The sequence below is a fragment of the Puia dinghuensis genome (genome assembly GCF_014642875.1).
GTDB classification, from domain to species: domain Bacteria; phylum Bacteroidota; class Bacteroidia; order Chitinophagales; family Chitinophagaceae; genus Puia; species Puia dinghuensis.
On sequence record NZ_BMJC01000002.1, the window covers coordinates 256,422 to 275,224 of the forward strand.

Consider the following 18,803-nt stretch of genomic DNA (forward strand, 5'->3'; position numbering starts at 1 on the left):
CCTGATCCTCCCGGCCGTGGCCGGGAGGATCTAATGTAAGATCAACTTCCCCGCCTGTATCCCCTCTTTCGTCTCCACCCGGATAAGATAGATCCCGGCTGTGAGCACCGGGCTGGCCGCAACAGCTATCCTCCCCGCCGTCGCAACCGACTGGCCGCGATAGACCGTTGCACCCGACAGGTCTTCTATCGAATAAGATACCGTTTCCGTCACCCCTTTGGTCAGCATTATCGTAAAGGCCCCGTGCGCAGGGTTGGGGAATACATGGAATCCGCCGGCATCACCCGTACGATCGACAACCGCAATCTCCGTATACCGCACTTCACCGGACAGGTCCGTTTCCTTCACACGGTAGTAGTTCATCCCCGCCAGCGGAGCAACATCCGTATAAACATAACTCTCGGTTGCACCGGCATCGAAAACGCCGGGAAGCACGCCGATATCGCTAAAGCTTGCCCCATCCGCCGACCGCTGTACCGTAAAGGTCACCGCCTGTAAGGTCTTGCTCGTGCTGAAGTCTATGACATCTTCCTGTCCGCTCTTCTCCGCCGTAAAAGAAAGGAAGTCCACCGGCAGCACTATGGGCACACTGGTCATGATGCCCGAACCGGGGGTCCCGCTACCACTCGAGGCGCTTGTCGTCCCGGCACTGTTGTTGGTGCCTCCTGTACCGGAGTTGGTCGTCACCGTGATATTCGTAGTAGGAAGGGACACGCCAAAGATCACCGCCCCCTGGCCGCCGCCACCCCCACCGCCATGCGAATTGGGGTCCGTCACATTCCCGCCATTGCCTCCATCGGCCGCGATCGTCAGCGGACACGAAGACCTGGCCGCAAAAGTAGTGATCGCCAGCACCACCGTGCCACCCGCACCCGCCCCACCCGAACCGTCATTGCCACTATTGCCCGCCGCGGCGCCCTCTGCACTGATGCTCACACTGCCAGGACTACAGTTGTTCTGTGTCTTTAAAGTACCAGCCTTGATAAAAACGATACCGCCCCCGGCGCTGCCCGAAGAGCCGACACTATTGTTCTGCTGGCCACCACCTCCACCGCCGCCCATAAAGACCCGACCGCCGGAGATATAACCCGAAAGGGACAGGCCCCCAAATCCACCGGATGCCGTCGCCGCCGTACAGGTCCATCCCTGGCCACCTTGCCCGCCGGCCGTATAATTACCGCCTCCACCACCACCCGCATTGTCATCACTGCCACCACCACCGCCACTCACCAGCGGCTCACGTCCCGTATTCGTAAGGGTATTGATCGTCGGCGTACCATAGACGCCTTCACCCTTATATGCATAATTCGAACTGGTGGAATTATATACTGTCGGCTCACAGGTAACTTCATAGTTCGCGGAAACACTTCCTCCACGGAATCCGAGCCCATCCGCGTAGATATTATTGTTCAGGGTCAGGGTACCACTCACCTGCAAGGCGACGACGCCGCCTATATACCCATCCCAGGCCAACGCCGGGATGGCGGTGTTAACGGTATAACTCGCGCCCAGGTTATTGTAGCTCACCACCTGCAGACTCCCCTTGGAACCGGCATTAAAAGAAGAACTTGGCCTGGCCGTCAACGTCATCGTAGAGCCCGAGATCGAACTGATCATATACACAAAATACTCGCCCGCATAAGAGATAGAGCCGATCTTCCCAAAGTTCGTATTATTCAACGTGTCGGCTCCTATCACCGTATCCTGCATCTGGATGAGGATCACTTGTTCGCCCGCGGCAAACGTATGGTAGGTTTGATTGATATGGGTGCTGGAAAGGGTGAGATTGTATCCCGAAATGCCCGTCACTTTCGCATAGGCATTTATCTGCCCATGGGCGATCGAACATACTCCTGCGCTTAGCAACAGGAGCAAAAGGTTTTTCATCATCCGCGCACACGCGTAGCGGAAAGGTCTAAAGGGACGCATTGGTTGTTCAGGGTTGGTTTTCAAGTCAAATAGGGTAAGGTTTATTTGCGACAACCCTATAAACGCAACTCAATCCGCTTTGCGTATCCGGGAGATAAAAATTAAACCCCGGGGTCCCTGATAATAAACCCGTAGCATATATAAATAAACCCACTAGCCGATATAATCAGCGCATATACACAATAGTCATATCATCACATTATCTTTTTTTACTCTCTTTCTTCACCGCTCCTTCTTTACCCGGCTCTTCCTTGGGCACATCAGCTCCCTCCTTCAGCCTTCCGGCCTCGGCCAACGCCTGGTGAAGTATCCACTCTATCTGACCATTGACACTTCTAAACTCGTCCGCCGCCCACTTCTCGATGGCCTTCATCATCGCAACGTTCATCCGCAAGGGAAAAGCTTTTTTTTCCGCCATTCATCAATGATTTAAGGTCCCGGTATTCAACACCGGCTGCGATTCCCTGTCACCGCAAAGCACGACCATCAAGTTGCTCACCATCGCCGCCTTCTTTTCTTCATCCAACTCGATGATCTGCTTCGACGACAGCAAATGCAACGCGGCCTCCACCATCCCCACCGCACCCTCCACGATCTTGTGCCGCGCCGCAACAACGGCCGACGCCTGCTGCCGCTTCAACATGACACCCGCTATCTCCGGGGCATACGATAAATGGGTGATCCGCGCCTCCACTACTTCTATCCCCGCAATCACCAGCCGCTCGGCCGTCTCCCGTTCGAGCGTGGCATTCACTTCGTCAAAATTCGTACTCAGCGTCACCTCCGCACGTTCATCCTCATAATGATCATAAGAATAGGAGGCGGCTAATTTCCGCACCGCCGAATCCGTCTGGACTTTTATAAAATTCTCATACTGATCCACCTCGAAAGAAGCCTTGTACGTGTCCTTCACCCGCCACACCAGGATCACGCTGATCAACACCGGGTTCCCCATCCTATCATTCACCTTCAACTGCTCACTCTCGAAGTTCCGCGCCCGCACCGACACCGTCAGCCGCTGATAAAAAGGATTCACCCAAAACAACCCGCTCTCCTGGACTGTCCCCTTGTAATCGCCGAACAACACCAACACCTTGGCCGTATTTGGCTGAACAGCCACCAATCCCCTGGCTAAAAGAAGAAACAACACCCATAACACTATCGCCAACGGAATAGCGGTCTGCGTGGCAAACATTAAAAAGGCCAAAAACACTACCACCGCCATCAGCAAAAGAATGGAATACCCATTGATAGGCTTGCGGATCTTCTCCGCAGTAAAAGCGCTCATATAAACGGTTTTTAGGTGTATGATATCAAAACGATATCATAATGATACAAATCTACACCCAGACAGGGGAAAATCCAAACCATTCATCCTAATTCTTGTTATGAGAAACATGTCCAAGCAATTCCGCCTCAGCGTCCTCGACCAGACCCCCATCCGCAAGGATGGCGACGCTTCATCTGCCCTCACAGAATCCATCCGCCTCGCCCGGCTGGCCGATCGCCTGGGCTACACCCGCTACTGGCTGTCCGAACACCATAATACCACCACCCTCGCCGGCGCATCGCCCGAGATCCTCATCGCCCGCCTCGCCGCGGAGACCCACCATATCCGCCTGGGCTCCGGGGGCATCATGCTCCCCAACCACAGCACCCTGAAAGTAGCCGAGAACTTCCGCCTCCTCGAAGCCCTCTACCCCGGCCGCATCGACCTGGGCCTGGGCCGCGCCCCCGGCGGCGACCGGCTGACAGCCCATCTGCTCAACCCCACCAATACCTTCGACCCACAGGAGTATATAAAACAGCTCCACGACCTCGAAGCCTTCCTCACCGATACCCCCACCCCCGGTAACTTCGAAGGAAAGATCCGCGCCATCCCCAGCATCCACACCCGGCCACAACTTTGGATGCTCACCTCCAGCGGCGAAAGTGGCTTGCTCGCAGCCCACTTCGGCATGGCGCTCTGCTATGCACAATTCATCAACCCCGTCGGCGGCCCCGAAGCCCTCCGCGCCTACCGCGACCGCTTCAAACCTTCCGCCACCCTCACCGAACCCCATACGGCCGTCGGCATCTTCGCCTTCTGCTCCGAAGACCCGCAAAAAGTACACGAAACCCAGGCCCTCATCGACTACCGGCTTCTTGGCTTCGAAAAAGGCAACTACGACGAGATCCCTACCGTCGCCGCCGCTCTCGCCTATGACTATACGCCGGCAGAATGGCAACGCGTCCTCCACAACCGCAGACGGACAGCCGTCGGCACCCCGCAACAGTTGCGCGACATCTTCGAAGGCCTCGCCGCCGACTTCGACACGGATGAGTTCGTCATCTCCACCTTCACCGAAGACCCGGCCGGCCGCCTCCGGTCGTACGAGTTGCTTGCGCGTGAATTTGAGTTGACGCCTGCCGCGATCCGGCCCGCGTCGGTTACCGCTTTATAAAGGAAAAAGCACTCCGGCTTCCGGAGCTCCGGGTGATCGTTACAAAATACATCCCCGGATTCAACGTGGCTACATCAACGGCTATCCGCGACCGGCTGTTCACGCTGTTAAGAACGATCACCGGATTCCCGGTGGCGCTGGCGATCGATAGTGCATCGATGGGGTCGCCAGGGTCGGTGTCGACGATATAAAGCACAGTGGTAGCCGGATTGGGATAATACCGGACACCATTGACACCCGCATTCCCGTCGAAGCCGCAGGTAAGGGTATTACTGACAGCCAGGCAACCGGTCGTACCCGTCCCGAGACAACGGATCTTATCGCCAGGCGCGGAAAAAATATAGCTCAATGTCGGATTCACCGCCCCGCCGATATTCTGCCACGAATGAAGCCCCGTACTATCCTGCCATTGATAAGTGATTACACCAACCCCATTGGTCGTCGATGCGCTCATCTCCACCGGCACTCCGATGCCGGCCGCCGTATCGCCCGTTATCCTCATCACGGGCGCTTGCCTGTCCAGGGAGATCACCACCGGCTGACTGGTCACCGTGTCGGGACTGGCACAACTCTCACTGCTCACCAATCGAACAACAACGACTTCACCGCCCGTAACCGTATTATCCGTATAAGTGGGCGCATCACCACCCACGACAGCGCTGTTCTTTGTCCATTGATAATGCGGGGCGCTGCCGCCGTCGCTGGCGATAGCCGAAAAATTGGCAACCGCCCCCGGACAAACAACGGTGTCGGCAACCGCAACGGCCACCTGGGGAACCACAATCGCCTTCACATGCATGATTATGGGATTGCTGCCCGCCATGTCGCCCGCCGTACATATCTGACTGCTGGTCACAACACATTCCACCCTGTCATTATCCCGCAACCCGGCGCTGCTAAAGCTGGTCGAATTCCCACCGGCCGCCGATCCATTGACCAGCCATTCATAGCCCGGCGAATTGCCGCCGCCCGTCTCCGTGGCGGTGAAGTTCACCGTAGCACCGGCGCAGACAGCCGTGTCATTTGCCACGATATGCACCATCGGTCGGGTAGTATCGTTCACCGTCATGGCGATCCAATTGCTCGAAACAGCGGTCGGATGACCACATTGCGCCGAGCAATCCAGCACCAGTGACACCGACGAATAACTCGACAGGTCTGCCGTAGTAAAGGAAGGGCTGGTCCACACGGCATTACTCGTGCTTACCCTCCACTGGTAGCCGGGCGACCCCGTCACATTCGTCGTAGACGACGTAAACGTCACCGGCGTGCCCGCACAGACGATCGTGTCGGAAGCCGCTATCTGCACCGTGAGCGTGGTCACATGCATCGTAATGGTCCGGCTGGTATCATAATGTATCCCGCCACAAACATCATAATAGCTCAACACCACCTGCACCCGGTCATTATCCTTCAGCTCATCGTCGAATAGCTTATAGCCCTGCACAAAGGCGGGACCCGTAATGATAGCCCCATTCACCAGCCAGGTAAAATTATAGTTCCCCGTACTCCCATTCGCGGTGGTTGCCGTAAACCAGACGGGATTGCGATAACAGATGATACTGTCGGTTGCCGCAAGATTCACCCCGGGATCCACCGGGATGTTCACTTTCACTATATAAATGCTGCTGTAGAAGCTGTCGACGACACAACGGAACCGATACCCCATCCAGCCAGGTGCGGTCTTCTTAAAATTCAAGGTGGCGCTGGCCGAACCCGACAGGCTGTCGTTGTCCACCACATTCGTGAAGCCGCTTCCCTTGTCCTCCTGCCATTGGTAATGCGTCCCGGTAAGATCCGAGGTCAGCTGGGTGCCATAAGGATTGCCCACGCAAAGCGTCAGGGCTATCGGTATCCCGAAACCATTCTTGTATACGGAAACCGAACCGTCGTTGGTATTGGCGGCCGCAAGATCCGGCCGGCCGTCGCCATCGAAGTCAGCAGCAGTGGTGACATAAGGATTCCACCCCGGCAACTGCATCACCGGATCAAACCCTACGTTGCCCGGCCGCGAGATATTCCTATACGCAAGAAAATAGCTGGCGCTCCAATTCCCGGAAATAACATCGGGCAGACTGCTGCCGCTGTAGTTGGCCATGCTTGCCCCCTGCCCGATCACGTTCAATGGCACCACCACCGGCGGGGCAAATGCAACACTGCCGGGCGCCCCCACGTTCCGGAAAACACATAGGTTAAAGTCATTGGCAATGATCACATCGGGCCGGCCGTCCCGGTCGACGTCCGCAATAGCGACAAACCTTCCATCTGATGTAACCCCCGATACCGAGACGTCAATCTCCGGCGCAAAGGATATCGCACCCGGCACACTCGTATTCCTGAAAAAAGAGAAGCTCGACGTTGCACTCGTACCATTTAGGTAATTCAGCGTCACCAGGTCTTTTTTCCCGTCCCCGTCAAGATCGCCAACGGCAATCCCCGTACAATTGCCGCCCGCAGGAAAATTCTGGGTGGGCGCAAACGCCAGTGCGCCCGGAATACCGGTATTCCGCACCACCGACACCATCTTATAATTGAAGGTCGCCACCGCGATATCGTTCTTTCCATCATTATCGAGATCGGCAATAACAAGCGATTGCGATCCATCCATCGTGGGCACACTCACTGGTGCCGAAAAAGAGATCTTTCCTTTTGTGCTTTGGTTGCGACAAACAGATATATAGTAGCTGTTGGAAACGAGGGCAACATCCGGTTGCCCGTCCCCATCGATATCGCCGGCTTCGAAATAATCGGTAGAAAGCAAATTAGGAAAAGGCGCAACGTTGGTCTTCGCCCCAAAGCTGATCTTGCCCGGGCTGCTCGTGTTGGGATAAACCGCCAATGAGTCCGCAGGGTAGCCGGTGACCGTTGCCAGCAGATCGGGCCGCCCATCCCCGTCGATGTCCTGGCCCCGCACCGAATAAGGAGAGTATCCTTCCGTATATTGATCCGAAAAGACCTTGACAAAAGAGTTTGGCGTAAAATTGCTGCTGTCGGCAAAAGGAATGTTGAAGGGCATTGCCGTCTGCGCCTGTAGACCGCTGGTCTTGTTGAGGACTGATAGGGGGGCATAGCTGGCTCCCGGCGGAACAGTACAAACGATACTCGTCCCCGTAGCCGACTGCACCGGCGCAGCTATCGATCCGAAGAACACCGCGTTGGCCGCCGTCGAAACGCCAAATCCCGACCCGCCGATCGTCACCGTCGTTCCTACCGCCCCAAAGGCGGGGCTAACCGATGCGATCACCGGAGGCGCAGCCGCGGACGCCGGGAAAAAGCTGAATCCGGGAATCGAAAAGCTCCCGTGAATGTCACTTACCGCCACCGCCCCCGACGCGCCGCCACCCACCACCGCCAGGATGAGAGTGTCGTTAGCGATCCTATAAGAGGCCGCCGGCACCCCGCCGATAGTCACCCCCGTTGCATTGGTAAATCCCGAGCCGGTTATCGTCAGTTGCGTCCCCGCCCCGCCACCCGCGGGAGAAAAGCCCGTGGGATTCGGCAGCACAGGCACAAAGAACGACTGCTTTCTTACAAGCGTATCCGAAATACCGCCCGAACTCACAATTAGCCGGATAGTGTCCTGCACCCTGGCTATGTAGTGAGCATAGGAAGCATTATAGCTCGAAGCCAACACTTGCCCGTTCACCGCCCATTGGTAAGTATACCCACTCCGGGAATAGTTTATCAGGTTTACATTCCCGGTCGCATACACCCCGGTGGTGTCGATGCTGAAATAGGCCGTCGGCAACGGTGTCCCGCCCCCATCGGCGGATATCGCCAGATAGCCATGCCCCCCGCCAGCCCAAAGCTGATTGGCGGAATAACATTGCAGATCGTTATAGGTAAACCCGAGATAAGTGTAAGGATTATTGTTCGGAAGCGGCTCCCAGGTGACGCCGCTGTTCAATGTCTTCCATAGATAAAAAATACCCCCAAGAGCATAGCCCGTATTGTTATCCACAAAATGCATCTTATTGCAGTCGAATGGCGTGGCGTCGGAATTATTTTGCTGCACCCAGGTAGCGCCGCCATTGGTCGTCTTATAAAATTCGCCGGGAGTGACGCTGCCGCCCATGCTCACCCAGCCGGTATCGACGTTGAGGAAATAAGCATAGTCCAGCCTTTCTCCGGCCGCACCGGGCAGCGGCACATTCAGCCATGAAGCACCCCCGTTGGTAGTCCTTATCATCCGGGGCCCATTGGGATCCGTGACAAAAACGACAAGATTATTATCATCCACCGCTTCGATATTGGAGAAATAACTGGCCTCCGCCGTCACCTGTGCCGTCCACGTCTGCCCCTTATCCGTCGTCTTCAGGACACGGTCAGCATCCACCGCATAGCCGATATTGTCGTTTTGCGGAAAGACCAGGTCTCTGATGCCGGTGCGAAAGATGGTAGGGTTGAATTGCGACCAGAACACGACAGTCCATGTGGCGCCCCCATTGCTGGAGGACAGGATGGTCGGCACCAGAGCATAAGAACCATAGACGAAGAGGGTATTCTTGTCGAATGCTTTGACCCCTGCTATATCAAAACCGTAAAGATAATTGACGTTGTAATTGTTGAAGTTTACATTGCTGCTGGTGATGTTGAGTTGGGTAAAGGTCCTGCCGCTATCGGTGGTATACCCAAGCCACTTCGCAAAAGCCACATAGCCCTCATTGGGCGAATAGAAGCTAACGCGGCGCACCTCATTGCTCGAGTCGGCCTCGAGATGGATCTCGCGTAGCTGGCCGGAAACGCGGGTATGACAAAATAGAAGTAACAAGCAGCCGAGAATGGCTGGCTTAAGCAGGTTAGCCGGTGTTCGCAGGCAGGTGCGGAGGGACATCAGGTCAGGGAGTTTTATGCGCTCAAAATAGCCAGAAAACCCGCTATCTCCAAATTATGAAATCCATATCTTTGGCAATGATATACAAGTTTACCCTTGTGGTATACTTTCCTGCTTCCTTGTCCGGCGCATCCGCCGCGGCTCCACAGGCTCTGCGGGGCTGCCCACCCCTGATTCTATTCCTTTGGCCAGGATGTTCCTGGCTGCATTCACATCCCGGTCATGCGTCGCCTGGCAGGAGGCGCAGGTCCATTCCCGTACCGATAGGTCCAGCTCCGTCAATATATGACCACAATAGGAACATGTCTTTGAACTGGGAAACCACTGGTCTATACGGATCACCTTTTTCCCATACCACCTACCCTTGTATTCCAGCATGGCTATAAATTTCGACCAACCCACGTCAACGATCGCCCGGGAGAGCCGATGGTTTTTCACCATATTCCTCACCCTAAGGCTTTCCACACAGATCGTATCGGTTTGGTTATCACCGATGAGCCGGGTGGATACCTTGTGAAGGAAATCATTCCGCTGATTGGCAATTTTCTCATGAAGGACGGCCACTCTCCGGTTGGCCTTCCTGCTATTTTGGCTACCTTTCTTCTTTCTGCTTGCCCTTCGCTGTAGGACCTTAATCCGGGCCAGCATTTTGGTTAAGGACCTGGGATTATCGATCTTTTCTCCATTTGATAATACCGCAAAATGTGCAAGCCCAAGGTCTATGCCTATGGCCTGCTCCGTTTTTGCAGGCATGATCTCCTCCTGGAGCAACTCCACCAGCACGGCAGCAAAATACTTGCCTGTTGCGGTCTTGCTGATAGTCACTGTTTTTATCTTTCCCTCGAATCTCCTGGATAAAACAATAGGGATGTCTTTTATTTTGGGGATGGTCAAGGTTGCTTTTTCCCAATCAATCTTTCGAGTATTAGCCGGACATTGGAAGCTCCCGCCGTTGCGCTTGCGCTTGAACCGCGGGAATCCGCCTCCATGGAAGAAATTTTTAAAGGCCACGTCTACCTTTTTGACAGCGGCTTGCAACGCCTGGCTATTTACTTCCCTTATCCATTCAAAGGTATCCCGCAAATCGACCAATTGGTAACAGAGATCGAAAGCCGATAATGTTGTCCCGTTTCGGTGCGCCCAGGTTTTTACCTCCAACGCCAGATTAAAGACCAACCGGCATACGCCGATAGACCTATCGATCTGCGCAGCTTGTTCTTTGGTAGGATAGAGACGGTATTTGTATGCCTTCAACATAGGGACAATGTACAGATCAAATATACTAATATAGTTGGCTAAATACTATTTTAATTAGCAACTAATTTTCACCTGCATCATAGATTTTTATTAGTTGGTGCAATTTGATATATCGTTACCATATCTTTATACATAACCTGCCTGTTCACCCATGAGTCAGTATACCCGCATCATCCTCCTCCTGTTGACCATAACCCTCGTCCAAGCCGCATCCGCCCAGCAACACCCCAACATCATCTTCATCCTCGCCGATGACCTTGGCTACGGTGACGTAGGCTACCAGGGCAACACCTTCATCCATACCCCCAACATCGACCACATGGCGACCCTGGGTATGCGCTTTACCCAGTTCTACGCGGGCACCGCCGTCTGCGCACCATCCCGTGCCAGCCTCATGACCGGCCTCCACACCGGCCACACCGCCATCCGCGGCAACCGGGGCTTCAAACCCGAAGGCCAGTTCCCCTTCCCCGACTCCAGTCTCACCATCGCCACCGTCCTCCAAAACAACGGCTATACCACCGGCATCTTTGGCAAATGGGGCCTCGGCTATCCCGGCTCTACCGGAACCCCGGACAAAAAAGGGTTTACCGACTTCTTTGGCTACAACTGCCAGACCCTCGCACATAACTATTACCCCGACCACCTTTGGGCCAACGGCGCCCGCGTCGATCTGCCTGGCAACACTCCCAGCCACAACAACGGCTCCGGCAACACCTCCGGCCATCACGGCGATTCCGTCTACTCCGCCGATCTCATCCACCAGCATGCCTTACAGTTCATCCGTGACAACCGCACCCACCCCTTCTTCCTCTACCTGGCCTATACCCTCCCCCATGCCGCCCTACAGGTTCCGCATGACAGCGTCTACAACAACTACGTTGCCCGCTTCAATGAACCCGCAAAAACCCCCGGCGACGGCAACGCCGAATACGCCTTCGAACCCTACCCCCACGCCGCCTTTGCCGCCATGGTCACCCGTCTCGACCGGTATGTGGGCGATATCCTGAAAGAGATCAAAAGCCTCGGCCTCGCCGGCAATACCCTCATCCTCTTCTCCAGCGACAACGGCCCCCACCAGGAAGGCGGCGGCGACCCGGCCTTCTTCCATAGCAGCGGCCCCCTGCGAGGCATCAAACGCGACCTCTACGAAGGCGGCATCCGCGAACCCTTCATCGCCGTCTGGCCCGGCAAGATCAAGGCCGGCGCCGTCAGCACCTGGAAAGGCGCCTTTTGGGATCTGTTCCCCACCTTCGAACAGGTAGCCGGCATCCCCGCCACCCCCAACATCGACGGCCTCTCCATCCTGCCCGTACTGCTGGGACAAAGCGGCAACGCAAAAGCCCATGACTATCTCTATTGGGAATTCCACGAATCCGGTGGTAAACAGGCCGTAAGATGGGGGAAATGGAAGGGTGTCCGGCTTGGCGTTAATACCATCGCCGATCCGCCTATAGAATTATATGATTTGGAGAAAGACCCCGGCGAACAACAGGACGTCGCCGCCCAGCACCCCGACATCGTCCGGCAGATAAAAGCCGACATGCAACAGGCCCATCAATACAACAAAGACTGGCCCCTGCTGGCTACCGAACCCCGCTAAGAGGACATCGTCGACGCCCTCACCTCCAGCTTCGCCGGCAGCATCACGCGATCTTCCGGCACAACGATATACTTCTTCTCCAGCCGCCGGAAAAGGATCGTCGCCGCCTCCTTACCCATGTCATAAGCCGGCTGCGCAATCGTCGTCAGCGAAGGACTCAGCAGCGATGCCGTCACAAGATTGGAAAAGCTGATCACCTTCACATCCTCCGGTATTCGCAACCCCAGCTCCCGGCAAACATGATATACCTGCACGGCCAGCTTCTCGACTGATGCAAACACCCCGTCAGGCCTTTTATCCGACAAAAACAGCTCCTTGATCATCCGGTAATTTACTTCCTCATCGCTGCCACAGTGGATCACCAGGTCGGGATCCCAGGGCTGGTCATACCGCCGCAACCCATCCTCATACCCCTGCTGCCGCTTGTGCGAGATACTAAGACTCATCGAAATCGTCAGATGCGCCACCCGCCTGCAACCGGCTTTGATCAAATGCTCCGTGGCGATGAACCCGCTCTCGTGGTCGTTCGTCATCACCTTGGGCGCCGTGATCCCATCGCTTACCCGATCGAAGAACACAAGCGGAATATTGCGCTGTTGCAGGTCCAACAAGTGCCTGGTATCCTGCGTCGACCCGCAAAGCGACAGGATCACCCCGTCTACCCGCCCACTCTGCAGGCTGGCTGCAATAGCCATCTCTTCAGCCACCTCCTCATTCGTCAGGTAGATCAGCACATGATAACCCTTCTCCCGGGCTACTGTCTCGATACCCTTGATTGCCAGGGCAAAAAAATTATTGGCAACTTCCGGAATGACGACGGCGATGGTCCGGCTACGATGCTTGCGCAGACTGCTGGCATAAGGATTGGGCTGAAAATTCATCTTCTTGGCCAGGTCGAAGACCCGCTGCTTAGTAGGAGTACTGATCTCCCAGCTATCCCGCAGTGCCCGGCTCACGGTACTGACGGACAAATTTAGCTCCTGGGCCAGTTGTTTCAGGTTGACTGAATTCATATGTAGTAGCAAGCAAAAGTTTGATTCCCGAAATTTACGATATCCCTTTCCCAGCCGCGGTTTTATTTACGAAAACGTTGTAGTTGAGAAACCCGCCGTGGGAGGGGATTTGCGCTGCATGCGATCGCAACAATCCACGCAACCGTTTCCGTAAATAAAGTACCCCATAACCTACCCATTTTCATGATCTTTTCTCCAATTTGACGGTGGAATTCTACAAACCCACTAAAAAAACTCGCCAGTATGCTTATGCGAAAGTTGCTTGTCGCGCTGGGGATGGTCCTCCTCCTTGGGCATGGCCTGTACGCACAGGTCAAAACCATCACCGGAAAAGTGATTTCATCCACAGACAACAAACCCGTCATCGGTGCTACCATCACCATCGAACCCACCGAAGGCAGTAAAAGAAGAAACACCGTCGCAGCCAACAATGACGGATCATTCACCCTCTCCATCCCCAATGGCAATTACATCCTCGAGGTGTCCGCCATCGGTTACGAGCCGAGAGAGGTGTCCTCCGAAGTCTTCATCCACGACAATTTCACTATCAGGCTCACCCAGGCGGCCAAAGGCCTCAATGAAGTGGTCGTCGTGGGTTATGGTACAACAAAGAAAAAGGACCTCACCGGCGCCTTCGGCATCGTGCAATTGGGTAACCCGGACAAAACCCCTATCACGGGCACCAGCCAGATGCTCGAAGGCACCGTTGCCGGCGTTCAGGTGACCCAGGTCAACTCCCAGCCAGGCTCCACATTCCAGGTGCGTGTCCGGGGCTTCAGCTCCATTTCCTCCGGTAGCGACCCGCTCTACGTCGTCGACGACTTCCCCGGCGCCGACATCTCTACCCTCAATCCCAGCGACATCGCCTCCATCGACGTCCTGAAGGATGCATCGGCCACCGCCATCTTCGGCAGCCGTGGCGCCAACGGGGTTGTGATCATCACCACCAGGAAAGGCACAGGGCGCAATGCGGTCACCTTTGATATGTACACCGGCTTCCAGCAGGTGGCCCGCACCCTGAAAATGATGAACGCCCCACAGTTCGCCACCTATCTCGATCAGGTGACGACTATCAACAACCAGAACAACAACACCAACACCCCCATCCCCTACACCCAGGCACAGATCAACGCCATGGGCCCGGGGACGGATTGGCAGAAAGCCCTTTTTCGCAACGCCCCCATCTCCAACTTCAACCTGGCCCTCAGCAGCGGCAACGCCGAAGGCCACCGCTATCTCAGCTTCAACTATTTCGACCAGGAAGGCGTAGTCATGAACTCGGGTTACAAACGCGGCACCATCCGGTTCAATATGGACCATAAGGCCGGAAACAGGATACGCATCGGCTTCAACTCGCAAGCCTCTTATGACTACCAGAACAAGGCCAACATCAACACCAACGGCGGCGCCGGCGGCGGCACCATCCTCGACGCCCTGCGCGCAAGCCCCATCATACCCATCAAGGACAGCACGGGCAACTACACCTATCAAAACGGTCCGCAGCCCTATGTGGACATCCTTGGCAATCCCATCGCGGCAGCCGCTCTCAACTGGGACCATGGGTGGAACATCCGCCTGCTCACCAACGCCTTTGGCGAATGGGAAGTGATCAACGGCCTGAAGCTCCGCGCCAACTTCGGCGGTGAGCTGCTCAACTACCGGGAAGACGTCTTCCGGCCCAACACCACCTACCTCGGCAACAGCACCAACGGCTATGCCGCTATCAACACCAACAACAACTACGACTGGCTGCAGGAATATACCGCCACCTACGACAAGACCTTTGGCATCCACGCCATCAACTTCGTCGGCGGCTGGACCAACCAGCAATATACCTATCGCTCCTCGAACGTCACCGGCAATAACCTTTCCTCCAACAGCTATGGCACCGACAACCTCGGCGTAGCGGCCAGCCTCACTTCAACATCCAACCGATCGGACAATGCCCTCGTTTCGGGCCTGGCCCGCCTCAACTACCGCCTGCTCGAGCGCTACCTGCTCACCTTCAGCTGGCGCGCAGACGGCTCGTCCCGCTTCGGCGTCAACAAAAAATGGGGCTACTTTCCCTCCGGCGCCGTCGCCTGGCGTATGTCGGATGAAAAGTTCATCCAGAAGGTGCCATCCATCAGCGACCTCAAGCTCCGCGTTTCCTACGGCAAGACCGGTAACCAGGACATCGGCGACTACAACTCCCTCACCCAGTACGGCACCAATACCTACTATCTCGATGCCAGCCGGGTGGTCGGCATCTCCCCCAACAACATCGCCAACCCCGATCTCAGCTGGGAATCCACCGCACAGTTCGACGGTGGCTTCGACCTCGGATTATTCCAGAACAGGATAAGCCTCACCGCCGACTACTATAATAAGAAAACAACAAACCTCCTTTACTCCGTACCCCTGCCCTCCACCTCCGGCTTTACCAACATGATCCAGAACGTCGGCGCCGTCCGCAACCAGGGCTTCGAATTCATGCTCACCACCGTCAACCTGCAATCCAAAAACCTCCGCTGGGTGACAACCTTCAACTATTCGCAGAACAGGAGCAAGATCCTCAGCCTCGGCGGCGTACCCTACCAGTTCGTGGGTAGCGTAAGCACCAGCCTCTTCCCCAGCGGCGGCCAGGCTTCATCTATCCTGCAAGTAGGCCAACCCATGGGCTCCTTCTATGGTTATAAATTCCTTGGCATCTGGCAGTCGCAGGCAGATATCCTCAAAAGCGGAACGAAACAGAACGTCCGCCCCGGCGACCCCCACTATGCCGACCTCAACGGCGACAGCGCCATCACCGCCGCCGATCGCACCATCATCGGCCATGCCTTGCCAAAATTCACTTATGGTTTCACCAGCGATCTCACCGTCGGCCGGTTCAACCTCTTCGTACTCATCCAGGGCGTCTATGGAGATAACATTCTCAATGAAAACAAGATCGAAATGGAGAACGGCACCACCGCCGACAATAAGTTCGCCTATGTAGCACAGGACAGCTGGGTGCCCGGCACAACCAGCAACAACCGCCTCCCCAGTGTCGTCAGCACCCTGCGCCGCTCGCTCGGCGTCACCAGCGACCTCCTCGAGGACGGCAGCTACCTGCGCGTAAAGACGGTCACCCTCTCCTACGACCTGCCCCTGCCCACCCTCACCAAGGTGTTCAGATCGGCCAGCGTCTACATCACGGGTCAAAACCTCCTTACGCTCACCCACTACTCGGGATTCGACCCGGAAGTGAATTCGTATGGCAACTCCAACACCTCCCTCAATTCCGACTATAACCCCTATCCCAACATTCGGACATGGTTAGCCGGTGTTCGATTTGGATTCTAAACAAACAACAGACAAATATTATGACACGCCATATAACACTATTCGCCATCCTCGCCCTCATCCTCGGCTCCTGCAAAAAGGAGCTGACGGAGACGCCCTACAGCTTCCAGACACCTTCCAACTTCTATAAGACGGCCGCCGACGCCCAGTCAGCCATCAACGGCGCGCTCAGCGCACTAACACCCCAGGCTTACTACCAGCGTACCATTTATATCATGACGGAATGCCCGGGCGACTGCCTCCAGCCGCTGCTCACCCAGAACCAGGAGCGCATCGATATGTACAAGCTGCAATACACGCCTACCAACCCGGAGATCACCAACTGGTGGCAGAACAGCTATAAGCTCATCAGCCGCGCCAACGATATCATCGCCCATGTGCCTTCGATCAGCATGGACGTCCCAACCCGTAACCACATCCTCGGCAACGCGTACTTCCTGCGAGGCATGGCCTATTTCGATCTCGTCCGCAGCTTTGGCGACGTACCCCTCCTGCTCAAACCCATCACCAGCCCCTCGGACACCTCCCTCTTCCCCAAACGCACGGTGGCCGCAACGGTTTATAATCAAATCATCTCCGACCTGAAATACGCAGAGGCCAACTGCTTCCCCGAGCCAAAGATCCCCGCAGCCAGCAAGGGCATGGTTTCCTCCGGCGCCGCCTCGGCTATGCTCGCCAGGGTCTATCTCCAACGCGCCAGCACCGCCTGGGCCGACCCTGCCGACAACCAGAATGCGCTCACCGAATGCAACACCGTCATCAACTCCGGCGTATACTCGCTCATGTCCGTCTACTCCGACGTCTTCAATGTAAATAAGAAATATTACCCTACGCAAACAGAAGTCATCTTCGCCGTGCAATTCGGCTCTAATGGCAGCGGGACGACCCAGAACATCACCTGTCGGATGTTCTCCCCTTCGCCATTAGGCGGCTCGGGCTCCTTTGTAGCTAACACCAATTTCTACAACAACGGCTACCCCGTCTACGACACCATGCGCCACAACTGGAATTTAGCAAACAAAGTAGGCACAACCACCGTAACCCCCTTCATCTATAAATACCGCGACCCCTCATGGGTAGCTGGCTCCAACAACTCCCAGGTCAACTGGATCGTCCTGCGCTATGCCGACGTGCTGCTGATGCAGTCGGAAGCAAAGAACAACCTCAATCCCGCCGACCCGACAAAATTCGCCGGCATCGACGCCGTACAACAACGCGCAAAGGTCCCTGCGGCCAACCAGTTCAGCGCCACCAACGTTTCCCAGGCCAACTTCGTCGACAGCCTGCTCAAAGAACGCCAGCGCGAACTCTGCGTGGAAGGCCATCGCCGCTGGGACCTCATCCGTCTCGGCCGCTACAAACAGATCGAAGCAGGTATCGGGATGAACCTGCAGGACCATCTGCTGCTCATGCCCATCCCCCAGACCGAACTGGACGCGAACAAAAACTTGGTTCAGAACACAGGTTACTAACATAAACCCACTTTTATGCGACCTCAATTATTGAAAGTTTCCCGGGAACCCGGCCATTCCTTCAGCGTGAGGCGTGACCTCGTTCCATATATCAACAACAAATGGCATTTTCACGCCGAAGTAGAGCTCATCCACTTCAAGAATGGGCGTGGCACCCAGTTCGTAGGCGACAACATGAAGCGCTTCAAAGCCGGTGACGTAGTACTGGTAGGCGCCAACCTGCCTCATTACTGGCGCTTCGACGACCCCTATTTCGACGAACAGTACGAAGAGCAGACCGACGTCCGTGTAGCCCATTTCTCCGAAAATTTCTGGGGCGGCTCATTCCTCGATCTTCCGGAGAATATCCTGCTCAAAGCCCTGCTCGACAAAGCCCGCCGGGGCCTCCAGGTGGAAGGCGAAGCAAAATACCGGGTCGCCCATCTGCTCGAACGGCTCCTCGACTCCGAAGGCATGACCCGCGTCATCCTCCTCATCGAAGCCATGCACGTCCTGGCCGAATCCGACCAGCTACAGCCCCTCGCCTCCATCGGCTTCAAACATAGCCTCGGCGAGGCCGAACATCTCCGCATCAACCTCATCTATGACTACAGCCTCCGCCACTTCCGGCGCCCCATTCAGCTGGAAGAGATAGCCGCCGTTGCTAACATCAGTCCTAATTCCTTCTGCCGGTTCTTTAAGTCCAGAACCCGCAAAACCTACTCCCGTTTCCTGCTCGAACTGCGCGTCGGCCACGCCTGCAAGCTGCTCATCGAAAACAACCTCAGTATAAAACAACTGTGTTACGAAAGCGGATTTAATAATTTCACCAGTTTCTACAAATATTTTAAATTGATCACGGGAAAAAGCCCGCTGGGCTATCAAAAAGCCTGGGCAGCTGGAAGCTGCCCGGCCGAAGTGGCCGAAGTAGAGCTCACACAAACATAA

The 18,803-nt window shown here is 55.7% G+C and carries 11 protein-coding genes; 5 read left to right on the forward strand and 6 right to left on the reverse strand.

What is annotated here, in order from left to right; translation table 11 throughout:
* Nucleotides 1–30: 30 nt before the first annotated feature.
* The 3 genes from IEY39_RS09385 to IEY39_RS09395 all read right to left on the reverse strand — a co-directional run bounded on the left by IEY39_RS09385 (nucleotide 31) and on the right by IEY39_RS09395 (nucleotide 3,217).
* A complete protein-coding gene (locus IEY39_RS09385) occupies nucleotides 31–1,929 on the reverse strand; it encodes a T9SS type A sorting domain-containing protein (protein WP_188930840.1) in 1,899 nt (632 codons plus the stop codon).
* Nucleotides 1,930–2,128: 199 nt separating this feature from the next.
* Nucleotides 2,129–2,347 (reverse strand): type II toxin-antitoxin system antitoxin, encoded by a 219-nt coding sequence (locus IEY39_RS09390; protein WP_188930841.1) that lies wholly within the window; start codon nucleotides 2,345–2,347, stop codon nucleotides 2,129–2,131.
* Between the two features lie 3 nt (nucleotides 2,348–2,350).
* Nucleotides 2,351–3,217: an SPFH domain-containing protein gene (locus IEY39_RS09395; RefSeq protein WP_188930842.1), complete on the reverse strand. Its 867-nt coding sequence runs from the start codon at nucleotides 3,215–3,217 to the stop codon at nucleotides 2,351–2,353.
* Nucleotides 3,218–3,317: 100 nt separating this feature from the next.
* Here IEY39_RS09395 and IEY39_RS09400 point away from each other — a divergent pair, with 100 nt between their 5' ends.
* Nucleotides 3,318–4,373: an LLM class flavin-dependent oxidoreductase gene (locus IEY39_RS09400; protein WP_229688842.1), complete on the forward strand. Its 1,056-nt coding sequence runs from the start codon at nucleotides 3,318–3,320 to the stop codon at nucleotides 4,371–4,373.
* Here IEY39_RS09400 and IEY39_RS09405 read toward each other — a convergent pair.
* Both IEY39_RS09405 and IEY39_RS09410 read right to left on the reverse strand, forming a co-directional pair.
* Nucleotides 4,360–9,207, reverse strand: a complete 4,848-nt coding sequence (locus IEY39_RS09405; protein ID WP_188930843.1) for an FG-GAP-like repeat-containing protein — start codon at nucleotides 9,205–9,207, stop codon at nucleotides 4,360–4,362. The two genes, IEY39_RS09400 and IEY39_RS09405, sit on opposite strands and share 14 nt — an antisense overlap.
* A 90-nt stretch (nucleotides 9,208–9,297) precedes the next feature.
* On the reverse strand, nucleotides 9,298–10,464 hold the full coding sequence (locus IEY39_RS09410; protein ID WP_229688843.1) for an RNA-guided endonuclease TnpB family protein: 1,167 nt from the start codon (nucleotides 10,462–10,464) through the stop codon (nucleotides 9,298–9,300).
* 151 nt (nucleotides 10,465–10,615) lie between these two features.
* Between IEY39_RS09410 and IEY39_RS09415 the strand changes: the two genes are divergently transcribed.
* Entirely contained in the window at nucleotides 10,616–12,067 is a 1,452-nt protein-coding gene (locus IEY39_RS09415) for an arylsulfatase (protein ID WP_188930844.1), read from the forward strand.
* Here IEY39_RS09415 and IEY39_RS09420 read toward each other — a convergent pair.
* A complete protein-coding gene (locus tag IEY39_RS09420) occupies nucleotides 12,064–13,080 on the reverse strand; it encodes a LacI family DNA-binding transcriptional regulator (RefSeq protein ID WP_188930846.1) in 1,017 nt (338 codons plus the stop codon). The two genes, IEY39_RS09415 and IEY39_RS09420, sit on opposite strands and share 4 nt — an antisense overlap.
* 249 nt (nucleotides 13,081–13,329) lie before the next feature.
* On the opposite strand from IEY39_RS09420, the gene IEY39_RS09425 reads away from it, so the two are divergent.
* From IEY39_RS09425 to IEY39_RS09435, 3 genes are read left to right on the forward strand one after another with little or no spacing between them, the layout of a single operon-like run.
* Entirely contained in the window at nucleotides 13,330–16,404 is a 3,075-nt protein-coding gene (locus IEY39_RS09425) for a SusC/RagA family TonB-linked outer membrane protein (RefSeq protein WP_188930848.1), read from the forward strand.
* 20 nt (nucleotides 16,405–16,424) lie between these two features.
* Nucleotides 16,425–17,876, forward strand: coding sequence for a RagB/SusD family nutrient uptake outer membrane protein (locus tag IEY39_RS09430; RefSeq protein ID WP_188930850.1), 1,452 nt, complete (start codon nucleotides 16,425–16,427; stop codon nucleotides 17,874–17,876).
* A gap of 15 nt (nucleotides 17,877–17,891) precedes the next feature.
* Nucleotides 17,892–18,803: an AraC family transcriptional regulator gene (locus tag IEY39_RS09435; RefSeq protein WP_188930853.1), complete on the forward strand. Its 912-nt coding sequence runs from the start codon at nucleotides 17,892–17,894 to the stop codon at nucleotides 18,801–18,803.